The 15,715-nt window shown below is 44.9% G+C and carries 17 protein-coding genes; 16 read left to right on the top strand and 1 reads right to left on the bottom strand.

The annotated features are described in order from the left end of the window. Window positions 1–119 precede the first annotated feature (119 nt). The 4 genes from PT285_RS09050 to PT285_RS09035 all read left to right on the top strand — a co-directional run bounded on the left by PT285_RS09050 (window position 120) and on the right by PT285_RS09035 (window position 5,098). The gene (locus PT285_RS09050; protein WP_277149855.1) at window positions 120–932 is read left to right on the top strand and encodes a zinc ribbon domain-containing protein; all 813 of its coding nucleotides are present in this window, start codon (window positions 120–122) and stop codon (window positions 930–932) included. 1 nt (window position 933) lies between these two features. Continuing rightward, window positions 934–2,364 (top strand): zinc ribbon domain-containing protein, encoded by a 1,431-nt coding sequence (locus PT285_RS09045; RefSeq protein WP_277149853.1) that lies wholly within the window; start codon window positions 934–936, stop codon window positions 2,362–2,364. Window positions 2,365–2,524: 160 nt separating this feature from the next. Then, complete coding sequence (locus PT285_RS09040) at window positions 2,525–3,274, top strand: ABC transporter ATP-binding protein (protein ID WP_277149851.1); 750 nt, start codon at window positions 2,525–2,527, stop codon at window positions 3,272–3,274. 9 nt (window positions 3,275–3,283) lie between these two features. Further along, complete coding sequence (locus PT285_RS09035) at window positions 3,284–5,098, top strand: FtsX-like permease family protein (RefSeq protein ID WP_277149849.1); 1,815 nt, start codon at window positions 3,284–3,286, stop codon at window positions 5,096–5,098. Window positions 5,099–5,118: 20 nt separating this feature from the next. Here PT285_RS09035 and PT285_RS09030 read toward each other — a convergent pair whose 3' ends face one another. Further along, window positions 5,119–5,916, bottom strand: coding sequence for a biotin--[acetyl-CoA-carboxylase] ligase (locus tag PT285_RS09030; RefSeq protein ID WP_277149847.1), 798 nt, complete (start codon window positions 5,914–5,916; stop codon window positions 5,119–5,121). 282 nt (window positions 5,917–6,198) lie between these two features. On the opposite strand from PT285_RS09030, the gene PT285_RS09025 reads away from it, so the two are divergent. The 12 genes from PT285_RS09025 to accA are packed head-to-tail and all read left to right on the top strand — an operon-like array spanning window position 6,199 to window position 15,659. Then, entirely contained in the window at window positions 6,199–6,663 is a 465-nt protein-coding gene (locus PT285_RS09025; RefSeq protein ID WP_277149845.1) for a MarR family winged helix-turn-helix transcriptional regulator, read from the top strand. Between the two features lie 3 nt (window positions 6,664–6,666). Continuing rightward, window positions 6,667–7,635, top strand: a complete 969-nt coding sequence (locus PT285_RS09020) for a beta-ketoacyl-ACP synthase III (RefSeq protein WP_277149843.1) — start codon at window positions 6,667–6,669, stop codon at window positions 7,633–7,635. A gap of 21 nt (window positions 7,636–7,656) precedes the next feature. Then, window positions 7,657–7,905: an acyl carrier protein gene (locus PT285_RS09015; protein ID WP_277149840.1), complete on the top strand. Its 249-nt coding sequence runs from the start codon at window positions 7,657–7,659 to the stop codon at window positions 7,903–7,905. A gap of 4 nt (window positions 7,906–7,909) precedes the next feature. Then, entirely contained in the window at window positions 7,910–8,863 is a 954-nt protein-coding gene (fabK, locus tag PT285_RS09010; RefSeq protein WP_277149838.1) for an enoyl-[acyl-carrier-protein] reductase FabK, read from the top strand. A 2-nt stretch (window positions 8,864–8,865) separates the two neighbouring features. Beyond that, on the top strand, window positions 8,866–9,795 hold the full coding sequence (locus PT285_RS09005; protein ID WP_277149836.1) for an ACP S-malonyltransferase: 930 nt from the start codon (window positions 8,866–8,868) through the stop codon (window positions 9,793–9,795). Next, entirely contained in the window at window positions 9,795–10,529 is a 735-nt protein-coding gene (fabG, locus tag PT285_RS09000) for a 3-oxoacyl-[acyl-carrier-protein] reductase (protein WP_277149834.1), read from the top strand. The genes PT285_RS09005 and fabG overlap by 1 nt, the downstream gene beginning before the upstream one ends. 13 nt (window positions 10,530–10,542) lie before the next feature. Beyond that, the gene (gene fabF, locus PT285_RS08995) at window positions 10,543–11,775 is read left to right on the top strand and encodes a beta-ketoacyl-ACP synthase II (protein ID WP_277149832.1); all 1,233 of its coding nucleotides are present in this window, start codon (window positions 10,543–10,545) and stop codon (window positions 11,773–11,775) included. After that, window positions 11,776–12,198: a biotin/lipoyl-containing protein gene (locus PT285_RS08990; protein WP_277149830.1), complete on the top strand. Its 423-nt coding sequence runs from the start codon at window positions 11,776–11,778 to the stop codon at window positions 12,196–12,198. It begins immediately after the preceding gene. Window positions 12,199–12,207: 9 nt separating this feature from the next. Then, on the top strand, window positions 12,208–12,654 hold the full coding sequence (fabZ, locus tag PT285_RS08985; RefSeq protein ID WP_277149828.1) for a 3-hydroxyacyl-ACP dehydratase FabZ: 447 nt from the start codon (window positions 12,208–12,210) through the stop codon (window positions 12,652–12,654). Between the two features lie 11 nt (window positions 12,655–12,665). Then, entirely contained in the window at window positions 12,666–14,048 is a 1,383-nt protein-coding gene (locus PT285_RS08980) for an acetyl/propionyl/methylcrotonyl-CoA carboxylase subunit alpha (RefSeq protein ID WP_277149826.1), read from the top strand. Beyond that, window positions 14,048–14,899 (top strand): acetyl-CoA carboxylase carboxyltransferase subunit beta, encoded by an 852-nt coding sequence (locus PT285_RS08975; protein WP_277149824.1) that lies wholly within the window; start codon window positions 14,048–14,050, stop codon window positions 14,897–14,899. Before PT285_RS08980 ends, PT285_RS08975 begins: the two co-directional genes overlap by 1 nt. Next, complete coding sequence (accA, locus tag PT285_RS08970) at window positions 14,889–15,659, top strand: carboxyltransferase subunit alpha (protein ID WP_277149822.1); 771 nt, start codon at window positions 14,889–14,891, stop codon at window positions 15,657–15,659. The genes PT285_RS08975 and accA overlap by 11 nt, the downstream gene beginning before the upstream one ends. Window positions 15,660–15,715: the final 56 nt, after the last annotated feature.

Genomic DNA, 15,715 nt, shown 5'->3' with positions numbered 1-15,715 from the left:
TAAGCTTGTGTAAGCGATACTTTTTTCTATGATTGCATAATTAGTGGTTTTTTCATTTTAATAATTATATTAAAATGGGTAAGTAAGAAGAACGGGAATATATTAGATAGGAGTAATTTATGAAAAAATGTCCCAAATGTGGCTCGTTAATGGAGTCCAGCGTTAATTTTTGTACTAATTGCGGTACCGATATTCGCAATGTTGTAGTTGAAAAAGAAACTAGCACCGATAATGCTTCTTTCAAAGCGCAAGAAACAGTCAGCCGTGAAAATATTCAGCAGGTAAGTAGTAGCACACCTTCAGCATGGAGCAGTTACTGGCAGTGGTTTGTCGAATCCTGGAAGCATCCGTTTGCTGAGCAGGATGGTGAAAACTGGTATGGCTGGGTAACGCTGGTTGCAGAAAGTTTTTTGCTGGTTATCGGCCTCTATGTCTGCATGAGTAACAGCGTTCACCAGTATTTTGGACGCTTCACAGAAGAAATGCCGAGTTTATCAGGACTTTCCTTTAGCGCAACGATCGAATTATTCTTTTTGCTTGTGCTTCTTGAAGCTGCGTTACTTGGTGCGGGCTATTTAGCCTACATGTTTATTTATAATAAAATTCGCAGCTTTTGGTCATTTACTAATCATGTTGTTCAGTCGGCAAACCTGAATGCAATTTTTACGGTGTTGGCTTTTCTGATGTTGTTAATGGGTGCCAGCAGCAGCTCGCTTGCTTTTTTACTATTGCTATTGATTTTTATTATCTTTATCGGGGCACTTTATGTGGTTATTTTGGGTGATCCCAAACCCGCCCGCGATAAAATGTACGGCTTATTAATTTTTATCGGTCTAGTTTTAGTGGTCAGCATCGTTTGGGGCAACATCGCCTATAACACTGTGTTGGCTCCGATCACCAGTTTCTTCAATGATGTGTGGAGGATGATGTAAGATGGCCAGTAAAAAATTCTGCCCGCAATGCGGCAATGAAGTAAAAATAACTGCCAAGTTTTGTCCCCATTGTGGTGCTGACTTAAGCAAAGTTCAGGTTAGTCAAACAGCTGCGGATGAGCCAAAACGACGGCAAACAACGACCGCGTCTAAGACTGTCAAGGCCCCCAAACGACCAATGAAAAAGAAAACTAAGGTCATTATTGCGGTGGTTGCGGTATTAGCCGTGTTGTTTATCGGCTTTTATACTTGGGGTAATAATCACTATAGCCGTGAAAACCAGATTAACCAGATTATGGTTAACTTGAAGAACCCGCAAATGGGGCTAGCAGCGTATGTGACAACGGATGACCGCAGCATGAAAGTAACCGATAGCAGTTTGAAGCCGCTGCAAAAATATTACCAAGAGCATCAAACGGCCGCCAATACCTTGGGCAGTGATTTAAAGAATGGCAGCAGTTCGCCGCAAATCAGCCTGGTTGAATCGGGCAGGTACTGGCTCTTTTTCCCTAAATACACAATTCAACTGAATACTTATACGCCGCAGGTTAAGACTAATCACGAAAATTCAACGGTCTTGGTCAATGGTAAAAGCATTGGTAAATTGTCAGGAGATAACACAGATTATTACTGCAAATTGAAGCCGCTGTTTCCTGGCAAATACCATATTGAGGTAAAGTCTCCGGTTGCAGGCAGAAGTTTGAATGCTGATGCAACGGTTAATGTTTGGTCAAACAAGACAGTCAATCTGGATATTGAAACTGCTACTTTTTCTGTTAACAGTATTCCTAAGGGAACAATTTACATTAACGATAAGAGTGTGGGAACGCTTGATAAAGATGGCAGGAAGACCTTCAAAGATTATCCGATAACGGCCAATATGGAATTGTATGTTACAACAAGTTTTGGCAAGAAAATCGTTAAATCAGAGCCGGTTACAGGGATCTCGGCGGCTTTTGAAAATAATAGCAATGATTATGACAGCGATGATGATACTGATGTGATCAGTAATGATGGCAATAAGTTTGTGATTAGTCCGCAATGGTCGGGTCTGGTTGCTAAAGATGATGCTGAAGACATGCTGGAATCTAACTTCCGTGATCCGGACAGTGATAGCTTTGTTGGTGGCGCTGGTAATGCCAGCTACCAAGAATTACATAAGATGGACAAGGCCTGGGATAATGATGATAAGATGAATAGCTATGACATGGATTGTGATATCGTTTCGGTTGGGCCAGCTTCCGCTGATTCCAGCAGTGTAGTTTACAAGATTAAATATGAATTTGATTACAGTGATGGCAGTGAGAAGAAGCAGGTAATGCTCTATCATGGTGCCGTATTCCAAAAGATCGGGAATAATCAGAAAATCAAGTCGATTGGCAACGGCAAGATTATTAGCAGTAAGACAATTGCCGCTGACAATGACGATTAATGCTTAATCGTTACTAAAATTGACGAATTAATGAAGATAAATCTTTTCTTAAGAAATTAAGAGATTTATCTTTTTTCTTTACAATTGATTGACAAAATATTGTAATCATACTACTGTATTACTTAGATAATACATTAGTAAAAACAAAAAAGGAGAATTTATGACTGACATTTTGAAGGTAGATCAAGTTACCAAAACTTATGGCAAAAGAAATGAAAAACAGTATCAAGCTCTTAAAGGCATTAATTTTTCCGTTGCTGCCGGAGAATTTGTGGCAATTATGGGCGCATCCGGTTCAGGGAAAACGACGCTGTTAAATATTTTATCAACGCTGGATACGCCGACCACCGGTCATGTTTTTATCAATCATGAAGATATTAGCACGCTGAATACAAAACAAATGGCGGATTTTCGCAGCAAGCAAATTGGGTTTATTTTTCAAGATTTTAATTTGCTGGAAAATTTAACCAATCGGGAAAATATTGCCCTGCCGCTGACGCTGCAAGGCCAATCTGCCAGAAAAATCAAGCCGTTAATTGATAAAATTGCTAAGCGGCTGGAAATTAGCGAGATTTTAGACAAGTATCCAGCACAGCTTTCCGGTGGTCAAAAGCAGCGGGTGGCCGCTGCCCGGGCCCTGGTTCACCAGCCGGCAATTTTGCTTGCCGATGAGCCGACCGGTGCACTTGATTCCAAGAGCGCTCGTGAGCTCTTGGATACGATGGAAGATTTGAACCAAAATGACGGTGTTACCACCTTGATGGTTACGCACGATCCGTTTTCAGCCAGTTTTGCCAACCGGATCATGTTTATTAAGGATGGCAAGATCGGGGAACAAGTTATGAAGGACGGGAAAACGCGCCCTGAATTTTACCATGAATTGATTGAACGTCTGGGAACTGAAGAATAGGAGCAAGCGATGATTTGGAAATTATCTTTTACCGGCATTAAGAGCCGACTTAAAGACTATGTGGTCTTATTTTCGGGCTTGGTCGTTGCCAGCATGATCTTTTACATGTTCTTGACCCTGGCAATCAATCCCGCTTTTCTTAAAGGGAATATTACTGCATCATACTCAAATGTTAGCTTTGTTTTCGAGTTTGGCATTGTCTTATTAGCAATTATTACGTTAGTTTATTTGGTTTATGCTAATTCCTTTTTGCTTAACATGCGGCAGCACGATTACGGCATGTATATGATGCTGGGAGCGAAAAGCAGTCGGATCGGACTGCTGATTTTCTGCGAGACTTTGATCACTGGGATCTTAGCTACTGTCTTAGGAATTATTCTTGGCTTCGGCTTAACAGCACTGATGTCCAAGATTCTAATTGCTAATCTTGGTCTGCAAATTAGCCACTTTCAGGTAATTCTGCCGAGCGCCATCCTGTGGACATTAGTTTTCTTTATCGCCATCTTTTTCCTAGCAGCGCTGCGGAATATGCATAAATTAACGCACTCTAAAGTGATAGAACTGCTGCACGAAAGTCAGAAACCGGTCACAGTGGTTAAACGGCCTCTGTGGCATACTATTGAGGCCGTTTTAGGACTTGTTTTATTGGCGATTGGTTATTATATTATGGGCGACAAAAATCCCAATGCCGTTTTTCGGGTTGTGCCGATTGCGCTGATAACAATTGTTTTGGGTTCTTATTTTGTCTTCAATTCGTTTTTCACAGCAATTATCAGTTTCTTGCAGAAGCGCAAGTCATTTTCTTACCACGGCATTCGGCTTTTTACCTTGGGCCAATTAAAATTTCGCTTGCATGATTACACTAAAATTTTAACGGTGATTTCTTTACTGTTTGCCCTAGCCTTAGGGGCAATCACGGTGGGACTGAATTTTAACTCAATCAAGGATTTAGCGGCAGAGAGCAGCTACTATGATGCCACGGTTGTGAGTGCTTCACCGACTGTGCAAAAGGCTGTGGATAAGCTGTCAATTAAAAGTAAAGCAACTTATCATTATAAAGAAACAGGCAAGGCCCTTTACTTCGACCGGGCAGACTTTACCAAGCAGCCGCTTAAAAAAGTTGATGGTGAGGTAGTCAATGACTTTGTTAAATACAAGACCGTGACTGTTCCAACCAATAAATTAGATGTGCCGCGTACCGATGCCAATAATTACCTAGGCGGCATGGTTCCTAACGGGATGCCGAAAGTGATTCATTTGGTTTCAAATACCAAATTGCAGACTTTGCCCGGACAGAATAAGTTTATTACTTTACTGACGATAAATAACCTTAATCAGGATTATAAAAAAGTGATCCAACTTGAAAATTTACAGATTAAAGAAAATCCTGCTTTAAAGGAAACACTCCAAAATACCAAAGCTTATACTTATCAAATGATGATTGTGTATGTCAGTGGCTTTGAATTCATGGGCTTCTTCCTCGGCCTAGCCTTTCTGACAATGTTGGCTTCAACGCTGATGTTTAAGGTCTTGAGCGGCGCTGTTAGCGACAAGCTCCGTTACAAGATGCTGTATAAAATTGGCGCAAGAAAAAAGGTACTGCAAAAATCAATTGCTCACGAGATTGGCATACTCTTTCTTCTGCCGGGATTTTTGGGGGTAATTGATGTGCTGTTCGGCCTGCGGCTGTTTCAAACGCTTTTGCCGCATCCCTACCGCGGCTTCTGGCTGCCGTTTCTGATTTTCATTGTTCTGTATTTCTTGTATTATTTTGTAACCGTCAAATTATACGAACGAATTGTGCTGACTAATCAGCTGGATTAGGCACACGCCCCAAAAAGGCTTCAGTTTTTTGAAGCCTTTTTGCTTGGTCTGATTTTGGTTACCTCGCCGGCTCCGATTGTTTTTAATCCTTTGTTAGTTTTAATTACTAAATTGGCCTGGGGCGTGAGGTCGACGGCTTGACCAACGATTGTTGTTTTACCAATTTGCATGGTTACTTCTTGGTTTAATAAGCACAGGTGTTTTTTATATTCAGGTAGAAAAGTTCCTGTGGCAAAAGTTGTGGTTAAGGGAAACAGTCTGTGAATTAAAGCGGCAATAAAGTGGCAAGTTTGCTCGTCGGTCAATGGTTGCGTTAATAAATTTGTTCCGGTCGGCAAAGCCTCTTCAAGCTGTTGCTGGTATAAATTACAGCCGATACCAATGATTGCAATTTGGGGTTGCGGTTTTTCCACCAAAATGCCGGCCACTTTTTTGCCGTTAAGCAGCAAATCGTTGACCCACTTAATTTCCGTTTCAGTGTGCAGCTCTTCCTTGATCGTTTCATGCAGCTCCCAGGCAATGCCGGTGGTCAGTAACCCCTGGTTCTGCGATGTCAATTCGGGAATTTTAATTAACAATGAGAGATAAATTCCCCCCGTTTCGGAAATAAACTTGCGGTCTTTTTTACCATAACCATTTGTCTGCCTGTCACTGCCGAATAAAAGCGGCTGCTCGTATAAATGTGTCTGCAAAAATTTTTTTGCTGCAGTGCTGGTTGAGCCTATCTCCTGCCACCAGCTGACGGTAAGCGGTAAATCTTGCAGCAGATGTTGTAATTTATTTTGTTTTGGCGAAATTTTTTTAGTTAGGTTATTCATGTGTCCCTCAAAAAGCTTTGATTATTAAAATATCTTTATACAGTTTACGTTTTGTATTTTCATAAAGATTATAGCAAAAACAACCAAATACACGAATAAATTTGACATTCTTTCACAGATAACCTATTATATTTTCATCAAATACTTTGATGTTTGAAATAAATTCAGGGAGATGTTACATGACTGGCAAACTTGATTTTTAGCTAATCTTCAACTAAAAAGTAGCGCCAAAATATGATTAACTTGTTGTTAATAGTATTTTGCCTTAGTAGGAGTGAAGTTATGGAAACAAACTTAAAACGAATTAATAAGCTGCTGACGACCGTCTATACGGATATCATGCGCGTTGAAGAGCGCGAACTGAAAAAAAGTGCCTTTAGTGATATTTCGATTAAAGAAGTACACGCAATTGATTCAATTACAATGTATGATCACAAAACCAGCTCGCAGCTGGCTAAAGAGCTGATGGTCACGGCCGGTTCAGTTACCAGCATGGTTAATAAGTTGGTTCGTAAGGGATATGTTGTGCGGATTCAGGGCAATGATGACCGCCGAATCGTTCGCTTGGGCTTAACCAACCGCGGGCGTTTAGTTTATCGGGCCCATGATTCTTTTCACCGGCACATGGTGAAAAAATTTATTGCGGGTTTTGACGATGAGCAGATTGCGATTATTGAGCGGGCGCTGCTTAATCTGCGCGCTTTTCTCGAATTTCCGCCACATATTGATAATAAAAAGGAGCAATAGCCTATGGGATTAAAAATAATGCAAACTGCCCATTATGTTCCAAGTAAAGTAGTGACTAATGATGATTTGGCGGCGATGATGGACACTTCCGATGAGTGGATTTCCTCAAGAACGGGAATTAAGCAGCGGCATGTTGTTCGGGATGAACAGACGTCTGATTTGGCGGCTAAGGTTGCTGAGAAACTGCTTGCAAAATCGGGCCATGAGGCTGAAGATATTGATTTTATCATTGTTGCCACCATGTCGCCGGATTATTTGACACCGGCAACAGCGGCAATTGTTCAGGGCAAAATTGGTGCAAAAAAGGCATGGGCATTTGATGTTAATGCTGCCTGTTCCGGTTTTATTTATGCTTTGGCGCTTGCCGATAAGCTGCTAGCAGGTAAGTACCGCTTGGGTCTGGTTATCGGCGCCGAAGTTTTATCGAAACTGGTTGATTGGCAGGAACGGTCGACGGCAGTTTTGTTTGGCGATGGTGCCGGCGGTGTTTTAGTTGAAGCCAAGGATAAGTCGAGTATCGTTGCCGAGGACCTGGCTACTTTTGGTCAGGATGGCGGGACATTAACCGCGGGCTACCAGCCGCTGGAATCGGCCTTTGCACAAGATCAAGTGGACAAACACCGGCATTTTTTTGAAATGGATGGCCGTGCTGTTTACCGCTTTGCAACACATGAGGTGCCCAATTCGCTCACACGGGTCCTTGCTAAGGCTGATTGGTCCCTAGATGATGTTTCGTGGTTTATTTTGCACCAGGCAAATGGGCGGATTATTTCTGCGATTGCCCAGCACCTGGGTCAAGATGAAAGCAAGTTTTTAAATAATGTTGCAAAATTCGGTAATACTTCGGCTGCCAGTATTCCGATTTTATTAGATGAGGCAGTCAGCTCCGGGCAAATTAAGTCGGGAGAGAAATTACTTTTAAGCGGTTTTGGCGGCGGCTTGACTGCCGGCAGCCTAGCAATTGTTTATTAAATGAAAAAGGAGTTTATAACGATGACAGATGAAGAAATTTTTAACAAGGTTAGAGAAATTATTGTTGGTCAAACAGGTGAGGACGAGGGGTTGGTAACCTTAACTTCTAATATCAAAGATGATTTGAATGCCGACAGCTTGGATGTGTTTGAGGTGATCAATGAGCTCGAAGATGAATTTGACATCAAGATTGAAAGTGAAGACGGCATTCAAACTGTGCAGGATTTAGTTGATTTCGTTAAAAAACAACTGGCTGCGAAAGAAGGTTAAGTTGATGGAATTAAGCCCATTTATGAAGAGTCTCGGTCTTAAGTATCCGATTTTTCAAGGCGGGATGGCCTGGGTAGCCGATGGCAAATTGGCGGCTGCTGTTTCTAATGCAGGCGGCCTCGGGATTATCGGTGCCGGTAATGCGCCGGCGGAAGTTGTCGACAAGGAGATTCAAATTGCTAAATCTTTGACCGACAGACCGTTTGGGGTCAACGTGATGCTTCTTTCACCGTATGCCGAAGAAGTTGTTCAGACAGTTTTGGCAAATAAAGACAAGGTTGCTGTAGTTACAACCGGTGCCGGCAATCCGGGAAAGTATGTTGATGAATTCAAAAAAGCTAATATCAAAGTGATTCCCGTTGTCGGTTCCGTTGCCTTAGCGCGAATGATGGAACGTGTCGGCGTTGATGCCGTTGTTGCCGAAGGAATGGAATCCGGCGGGCATATCGGTAAATTGACAACTATGGCTTTAGTACCACAGGTCGTTGATGCCGTTAGCATTCCGGTGATTGCTGCCGGTGGTATCGGCGACGGCCGCGGGATGGCTGCAGCTTTTATGTTGGGAGCACAAGGCGTGCAGATGGGCACGCGCTTTCTAGTGGCTGCGGAATGCAAGGTTCATCCTAATTATAAAAAGGCAGTTTTGAAGGCCAAAGATGTCAGTACGATGGTAACCGGCGATTTTGCCGGTCATCCGTCCCGGGTTTTGAAAAATAAGATGGCGCAGAAGTTTGTCAAGCTTGAAAAAGCTGAGGCTGCTAAAGAGCATCCTGATTATACCCAAGTTGAGGAACTGGGCAACGGTAGTTTGCAACGTGCTGTGATCGATGGTGATACCGAAACTGGATCGTTTATGGCAGGTGAAATTTCGGGAATGGTAAAAAAGCAGCAGCCAGCTGCGGAAATTTTGCTGGAAGTCTACACGCAGGCTGATAAATTATTGAATGGTGAACATTAAAAATGATTGGTTTACTTTTTAGCGGTCAAGGCGCACAAAAAACCGTCTTGACTGAGGACCTTTACGAAAATAATCCACATTACCGGCAGATCATTGATGAATCATCGAGTATTTTGGGGATGGACATTGCATCGCTGCTGTTTGATAAAAATCAGGCTGATAAATTAGCTTCAACTAAATATTCGCAGCCGGCAATTATGACCATGAGTTACGGCTTGTACAGTCTTTTGCATAATTACCTGCCGCAGAAAAAATTTGGCATCGGCTTGAGCCTAGGTGAGTACAGTGCCCTGGCCTGCAGCGGTTATGTCGGCTTAGCAACAGCCCTGCAGCTAATTAAACGTCGGGGTGAATTGATGCAGCAGGCTAGTGATCAAACTAAAAGCAGCATGGCTGCAGTCATGAAAGTCGATCTTGCAGCGGTTGAAGCAGCATGTCAAAAAGCAAGTAAATTGGGCATTGTGCAGGTTGCCAATGTCAATACGCCGGACCAGGTAGTGGTTGGCGGTGAGCAAGAAGCAGTAGCGGCAGTTGCTGATGACTTGACCGCTCAGGGCGCACGAATTGTGCCGCTGCAAGTCAGCGGGGCCTTTCACACACCTGTGATGGCACCAATTCAAAAAGATTTAGAAAAAGAGCTGCACAAGGTCGAGTGGCAGCAGGGCAGTTTTCCGGTGTTTAGCACAACGACTCAGGAAAAATTTACGCCAACGATGCTGACCGCGAATTTGACCAAACAATTGGTTTCCACTACTTATTTTGCAAAAACTTTAGGTCAACATAGTGCCGGTTTAACGGCGGTAATTGAGATTGGTCCGGGACGGACACTGATTTCCTTTGCCCGGAAAATTGTGCCCGGCATTGCGACTTACCGCACGGATAGTGGGAGTGAGCTAGAAAAGACGATTTCTGCTTTGGAGGCTGATAAATAATGGACTTAACAGATAAAGTGGTGCTAGTTACCGGCAGTTCGCGGGGAATTGGTCTGGAAATCGCTAAGGCCTTTGCCAAAAAGGGAGCAAACATTGTCCTTAATGCCCGGAAAGAGATTCCTGATGAAATTATTGCCCAGGTTAAAAGCTATGGAACCAAAGTCGTTGATTTCAGTGCTGATGTTACGCAAGTAGATTCGGTCAAGAAGATGATTGAACAGATTTTTACTGAATTCGGTCATTTGGATGTGGTTGTCAACAATGCCGGAATTGTTAAGGATGGCCTGTTGAACCGGATGTCCGAGGAAGATTTTACGGCCGTTCTTAATACCAATTTGGTTGGCACGTTTAATGTTATCCGACAGTCCTTGCGCCCGCTCTACAAGCAGCGCTCCGGCTGTTTCATTAACATGGCCAGCGTTGTTGGCCTAACCGGCAATATTGGTCAGGCCAACTATGCCGCAAGCAAGGCCGGAATAATCGGGTTAACTAAGTCGGTTGCTAAAGAGGCAGCCCTGCGCAATCTGCGCTGTAACGCAATTGCTCCGGGGATGATTGATACCCAGATGACTAGGCATTTGAGTGAAAAGCGCCAAGAGGAAATTGCTGCAGCAATTCCGCTCAAGCGTTTTGGCAATATTCAAGAAGTAGCACAGACCGCTGTCTTTTTGGCAGAAAATGATTATATAACTGGCCAAACCATCACGGTTGATGGCGGCCTGACCATGCAGTAAGGAAGAGAGTTTAATGACAAGAGTAGTAGTCACAGGGATGGGTGCATTGACACCGATTGGCAACGACGTGGCTGAGTTTGCCGCAGGTTTAAATTCACAAAAAGTTGGTTTTGCGCCGATTTCATATTTTGATGCGGCAGCAACGGGCGTTACCCTTGCCGGCCAATTGAAGGATTTTTCTCCTTTAAAATACTTAACTAAAAAAGATCCCCGCAGGATGGATGTCTTTACCCAGTATGCAATGTACGCTACCCAGCAGGCAGTCAATCAGGCGGGAATTAATGATGAAAACACCGCCAGCGAACGCTTCGGTGTTATTTGGGGGTCGGGTATTGGGGGCTTAACCACAATCCAGCAGCAGGTAATTAAATGGCACGAAAAGGGGCTCGACAGGGTGTCGCCGATGTTTATCCCAACTTCAATTGCTAATATGGCGGCGGGGAACATCTCAATTCGTTTTCATGCCCAAGCGATTAGCACAACGATTGTGACTGCCTGTGCTTCGAGCACAAATTCTATTGGTGAAGCTTTTCGGCAAATTAAAGATGGCTATGCCGACGTGATGATTGCTGGCGGTTCTGAAGCTGCAATCAATGAAAGCGGCATTTCCGGCTTTGCGGCTCTGTCAACTTTGTCCAAAGCAACTGATCCGGCGAAGGCCAGCATTCCGTTTGACAGTAACCGCTCTGGTTTTGTCATGGGCGAGGGTGCTGGGTCTCTGGTTCTCGAATCATTGGAGCATGCACAAAAGCGCGGAGCGCACATCTTGGGTGAAATTGTTGGCTATGGTACCACCTCTGACGCCTACCACATGACCTCACCGGATCCGGCGGGAACACAGGCAGCCCGGGCAATGCGTCTAGCATTAGATGAAGCCGGGATTGAGCCTGAAGCGGTTGGCTATATTAACGCTCACGGCACCAGCACCAAGAGTAACGATGCTGCTGAAGCAAAAGCAATTAATCAGGTTTTCGGTAAAAATAGTCCGGTTTTGGTTTCCAGTACCAAGAGTATGACGGGCCACCTGCTTGGTGCTGCCGGCGCGGTTGAAGCAATCGCCTGCCTGCTCTCTTTTAAATCCGGCAAATTACCGGTTAATGTAGGCGTGACCGAGCAAGATCCCGCTTGCAAGGTAAACTTGGTGACGACAGAAAATGCTGCCAGGCAAGTTGATTATGCAATCAGTAATTCATTTGGCTTCGGCGGCCATAATGCGGTGATTGCAATGAAAAGGTGGAATGATTAGATGACTTTTGAAGAAATTCAAGAATTAATTAAACAAGTTAATCAAAGTAACATTACCAAGTTAAATTTAGATTTTGATGGCGGCCACTTGAGCATGGATAAAGAAGCGGCCCCGGTGGCTGCTGACAAGACGATCCAACCGCAGGCAATTGTTAAAAAGGAAGCACCTCAAGCAGCAGCAAATGTTACCCAAATCAAGGCGCCCTTGGTTGGCATTGTTTATCTCCAGGCAAGCCCAGAGAAACCACAATACAAAAAGGTCGGTGACCATGTTAAGCCGGGGGATGTTGTCTGCGTGATTGAGGCCATGAAAATGATGACTGAAATCAAGAGTGAAGTTAGCGGCACGATCAGTAAAATGCTTGTTTCCAATGAGGAAGTAGTTGAATTTGATCAGCCGTTAATTGAAGTGACACCGGACTAGGAGGACATAATGGAGGAACAAGAAAATCCACAAGTTTTAGACATTGTGCAGATTCAAAAAATTTTACCCCATCGCTATCCAATGCTGCTCGTTGACCGGGTCTTGGATTATTGTCCGGGCGAATATGCCATTGCCCGCAAAAATCTAACGATGAACGAAAGCTTTTTCCAAGGACATTTTCCGGGCAATCCCGTGATGCCGGGGGTATTGATCACGGAAGCATTGGCGCAAACGGGAGCCATTGCCTTATTAACAATGCCGGAATTTAAAGGTAAAACGGCTTATTTCGGCGGAATCAAACAGGTCCGGTTTCGTAAGATGGTTACCCCAGGTGACACTTTACGGCTGGAAGTACAACTGGATAAGCTGCGTGGTAATGCCGGAATTGGCAAGGCGCGAGCACTAGTTGACGGCCAGGTGGCCTGCAACGGTGAACTGACCTTTGCAATTCAGTAAGGTGGCAAGAGATGTTTAATAAAGTATTGATTGCCAACCGCGGGGAGATTGCCATTCGGGTTATCCGCGCCCTGCGTGAATTGGGCATTAAGTCGGTTGCGGTATATTCAACCGCGGATAAAAATGCTCAGCATGTCAGGGAGGCTGATGAGGCAGTTTGCATCGGCGGACCGCAGCCGGCTGCCTCATATTTGAATATGCAAAATATTCTCAGTGCGGCCCTGCTTACCGGTGCGGAAGCCATCCATCCGGGCTACGGCTTTTTGTCGGAAAGTCCAGAATTTGCGCAGGCCTGTGCGGAATGTCATTTGGCCTTTATTGGTCCGCAGGCTAAGACAATTTCTTTGATGGGCAATAAGGCTAACGCCCGTGACACGATGCGTGCAAATCATGTGCCGGTTATTCCCGGCAGCAATGGCCCTGTTAAAGATTCTGGAGAAGCGCTGCAGGTTGCTGGCGAAGTTGGCTTTCCGGTGATGCTGAAGGCAGTTGCCGGCGGCGGCGGCAAAGGCATCAGAAAAGTGCAGCGAGCCGAGGATTTACCAGCTGCATTTGCTGAGGCCCAAGAAGAAGCACGCCTCAATTTTGGTGATGGCCGCATGTATCTGGAAAAAATCATTTCTCCGGCCAAGCATATTGAGGTGCAGATTATGGCCGACAAAAACGGACATGTTGTTGCCTTGCCGGAGCGTGACTGCTCAATGCAGCGCAATCAGCAGAAGGTGATTGAAGAAACCCCCTGCAGCCAGATTAGTCCTAAGGAGCGGGCATACCTGCAAAAGATTACTGTTAAGGCAATCAAGGCAATTAAGTATGAAAATGTAGGGACAATCGAGTTTTTAATGGATCCCGACCATAATTTTTACTTCATGGAAATGAACACACGGATTCAGGTTGAGCATTCGATTACCGAAGAGGTGACACAGCTTGATCTAGTCAAGGCTCAGATAAGGATTGCTGCCGGCGAAGATTTGCCAGTAACGCAGAAGCAGGTGACAATTCATGGGGCCGCGATTGAAGCACGGATTAATGCCGAAGATCCCGTGAAAAACTTTCAGCCGCAGGCGGGCAAGATTGACCAGATGGCCCTGCCCGGCGGCCTGGGGATCAGAATAGAGAGCGGTGTTAACAGCGGGGACAGCGTTTCGCCGTTTTATGATTCGATGATTATTAAGATCATTGCCCATGCGGAAACGCGTGCTTTGGCAGTCAGGCGCTTGCTTGATGCCTTGAATGAATTTGCCATCAAGGGCTTGACGACCAACCGTGATTTTTTGGTGGCCTTGCTTTCGTCTGCTGCTTTTCAAGACGGAACTTACTTAACTACTTATATTGATCAGAAATTTTTGCCAGCTTATATTAAAAGTCAGCGGCAGAAAGGGGCCCAAGAATAATGGCAATTAAATTTTCGGCTCATCCCAAATCGGCTCTGAAAAATTATCATAATGTGCCGAGCGGAATTTTTCGGCGCTGCAACCATTGCGGGGCCAAGTTTTATTTCCATAAATCCGGAAAATATCATGTCTGTCCCAACTGTGGCTATGGTTTTCGGGTAACCGCCCGGCAGCATTTACGGATGCTGACCAAAGATTTTACGGAATGGGATGCCGATCTGACAACCAGCGATCCGCTTTCTTTTCCTGGTTATCAAGAAAAAGTCAAGAAAGCCCAGTCTGTCACCAAGTTAAAAGATGCAGTTTTAACAGGCAAAGCTAAGATTAACGGTCACGCGGCTGCTTTAGGAATTATGGACCCGCTGTTTATTATGGGCAGTTTGGGGACGGCCACGGGTGAACGGATCACCCGCATGTTTGAAAAAGCAACTAAGGAGAAGCTGCCGGTGATTATGTATACGGCTTCTGGTGGGGCGAGAATGCAGGAAGGGATTGATTCCTTGATGCAGATGGCAAAAATTTCCCAGGCAGTTAACGACCACCGTGCTGCCGGGTTAGCCTATGTCGTTGTATTAATGGATCCGACAACCGGCGGCGTGACCGCGAGTTTTGCTTCCCAGGCAGACGTTATTTTGGCTGAGCCTAAGGCCTTGGTTGGTTTTGCCGGCAGACGCGTGATTGAGCAGACAATCAATAAGAAGCTGCCGGAAAATTTTCAGAGTGCAGAAAACGCCTTTAAAAATGGTTTTGTGGATGCGATTGTTCCGCGTGCACAGCAGGTGGCAGTTCTAAGTCAGTTGCTGGCGATTTTTGAAGGACAAAAGTGGGGCGGGCAGACGAATGAAGAATAAAGAAATTGCCGCCATCATGGATGGTGCGCGCAGTGACAGCAAAACCGACATGCGGCAGCTGGTCAGACACTTATTCAGTGACTTTTTTGAATTACACGGCGACCGGGCAATGGGTGATGATGCTGCAATCATTGCCGGTTTTGCCGCCCTTAACGGCCGCAGCGTGGCTGTTGTTGCCACTAATAAGGGGCAGGAATTGAAAGAGCGGATGGCCACTAATTTTGGCAGTCCCACACCGCAGGGTTATAGGAAGGCCCTGCGTGTTATGCAGACCGCTGAAAAATTAAGAATTCCGGTAGTCACCTTGATTAATACGCCGGGAGCTTATCCCGGTGCTGCTGCAGAAGCCGGCGGTCAAGGACAGGTGCTTGCTGGCAGCATCAGTAAAATGCTGCAGCTAAAAATCCCTCTGCTGGCCGTGATTATCGGCGAGGCTGGATCTGGCGGTGCGCTGGCTTTGGCTTGCAGCGATCAGGTATGGATGCTGGAGCACAGCATGTACACTGTGCTGTCGCCCGAAGGCTTTGCTTCAATCATGTATAAGGATGCTAAAAAAGCCCACGAGGCAGCCGAACTGATGCACATTGAGCCGCAATGGCTAAAAGAAAACGGCATTGTGGAGCGGGTGTTGCCGGAAACGGTTTTAAACGATAATGCAGCCGAATTACAAAAATTAATTGCTAACCAGCTGGCAGCATTTGATCAATTAACTCTGACGCAATTGCTGGAACGGCGGCATAAACGTTTTCGTAAATTTTAATCATTTAAAAAAATCAGCAAGAAAATTGCTGATTTTTTTCGTTAATTGATGTAAAT

The organism is Lactobacillus sp. ESL0791 (assembly GCF_029433255.1).
Lineage (GTDB): Bacteria > Bacillota > Bacilli > Lactobacillales > Lactobacillaceae > Lactobacillus.
The sequence above is the reverse complement of the archived record's forward strand: the minus strand, read 5'-3'. Positions and strand labels throughout refer to the sequence as shown.

Coding starts and splice junctions, on each gene's coding strand:
- PT285_RS08980 (WP_277149826.1), top strand. CDS start 12,666: ATGTTTAATAAAGTATTGATTGCCAACCGCGGGGAGATTGCCATTCGG.
- accA (WP_277149822.1), top strand. CDS start 14,889: ATGAAGAATAAAGAAATTGCCGCCATCATGGATGGTGCGCGCAGTGAC.
- PT285_RS09005 (WP_277149836.1), top strand. CDS start 8,866: ATGATTGGTTTACTTTTTAGCGGTCAAGGCGCACAAAAAACCGTCTTG.
- fabG (WP_277149834.1), top strand. CDS start 9,795: ATGGACTTAACAGATAAAGTGGTGCTAGTTACCGGCAGTTCGCGGGGA.
- fabK (WP_277149838.1), top strand. CDS start 7,910: ATGGAATTAAGCCCATTTATGAAGAGTCTCGGTCTTAAGTATCCGATT.
- PT285_RS09020 (WP_277149843.1), top strand. CDS start 6,667: ATGGGATTAAAAATAATGCAAACTGCCCATTATGTTCCAAGTAAAGTA.
- PT285_RS09045 (WP_277149853.1), top strand. CDS start 934: ATGGCCAGTAAAAAATTCTGCCCGCAATGCGGCAATGAAGTAAAAATA.
- PT285_RS09015 (WP_277149840.1), top strand. CDS start 7,657: ATGACAGATGAAGAAATTTTTAACAAGGTTAGAGAAATTATTGTTGGT.
- PT285_RS09025 (WP_277149845.1), top strand. CDS start 6,199: ATGGAAACAAACTTAAAACGAATTAATAAGCTGCTGACGACCGTCTAT.
- PT285_RS09040 (WP_277149851.1), top strand. CDS start 2,525: ATGACTGACATTTTGAAGGTAGATCAAGTTACCAAAACTTATGGCAAA.
- PT285_RS08975 (WP_277149824.1), top strand. CDS start 14,048: ATGGCAATTAAATTTTCGGCTCATCCCAAATCGGCTCTGAAAAATTAT.
- PT285_RS09035 (WP_277149849.1), top strand. CDS start 3,284: ATGATTTGGAAATTATCTTTTACCGGCATTAAGAGCCGACTTAAAGAC.
- fabF (WP_277149832.1), top strand. CDS start 10,543: ATGACAAGAGTAGTAGTCACAGGGATGGGTGCATTGACACCGATTGGC.
- PT285_RS08990 (WP_277149830.1), top strand. CDS start 11,776: ATGACTTTTGAAGAAATTCAAGAATTAATTAAACAAGTTAATCAAAGT.
- PT285_RS09030 (WP_277149847.1), bottom strand. CDS start 5,916: ATGAATAACCTAACTAAAAAAATTTCGCCAAAACAAAATAAATTACAA.
- fabZ (WP_277149828.1), top strand. CDS start 12,208: ATGGAGGAACAAGAAAATCCACAAGTTTTAGACATTGTGCAGATTCAA.
- PT285_RS09050 (WP_277149855.1), top strand. CDS start 120: ATGAAAAAATGTCCCAAATGTGGCTCGTTAATGGAGTCCAGCGTTAAT.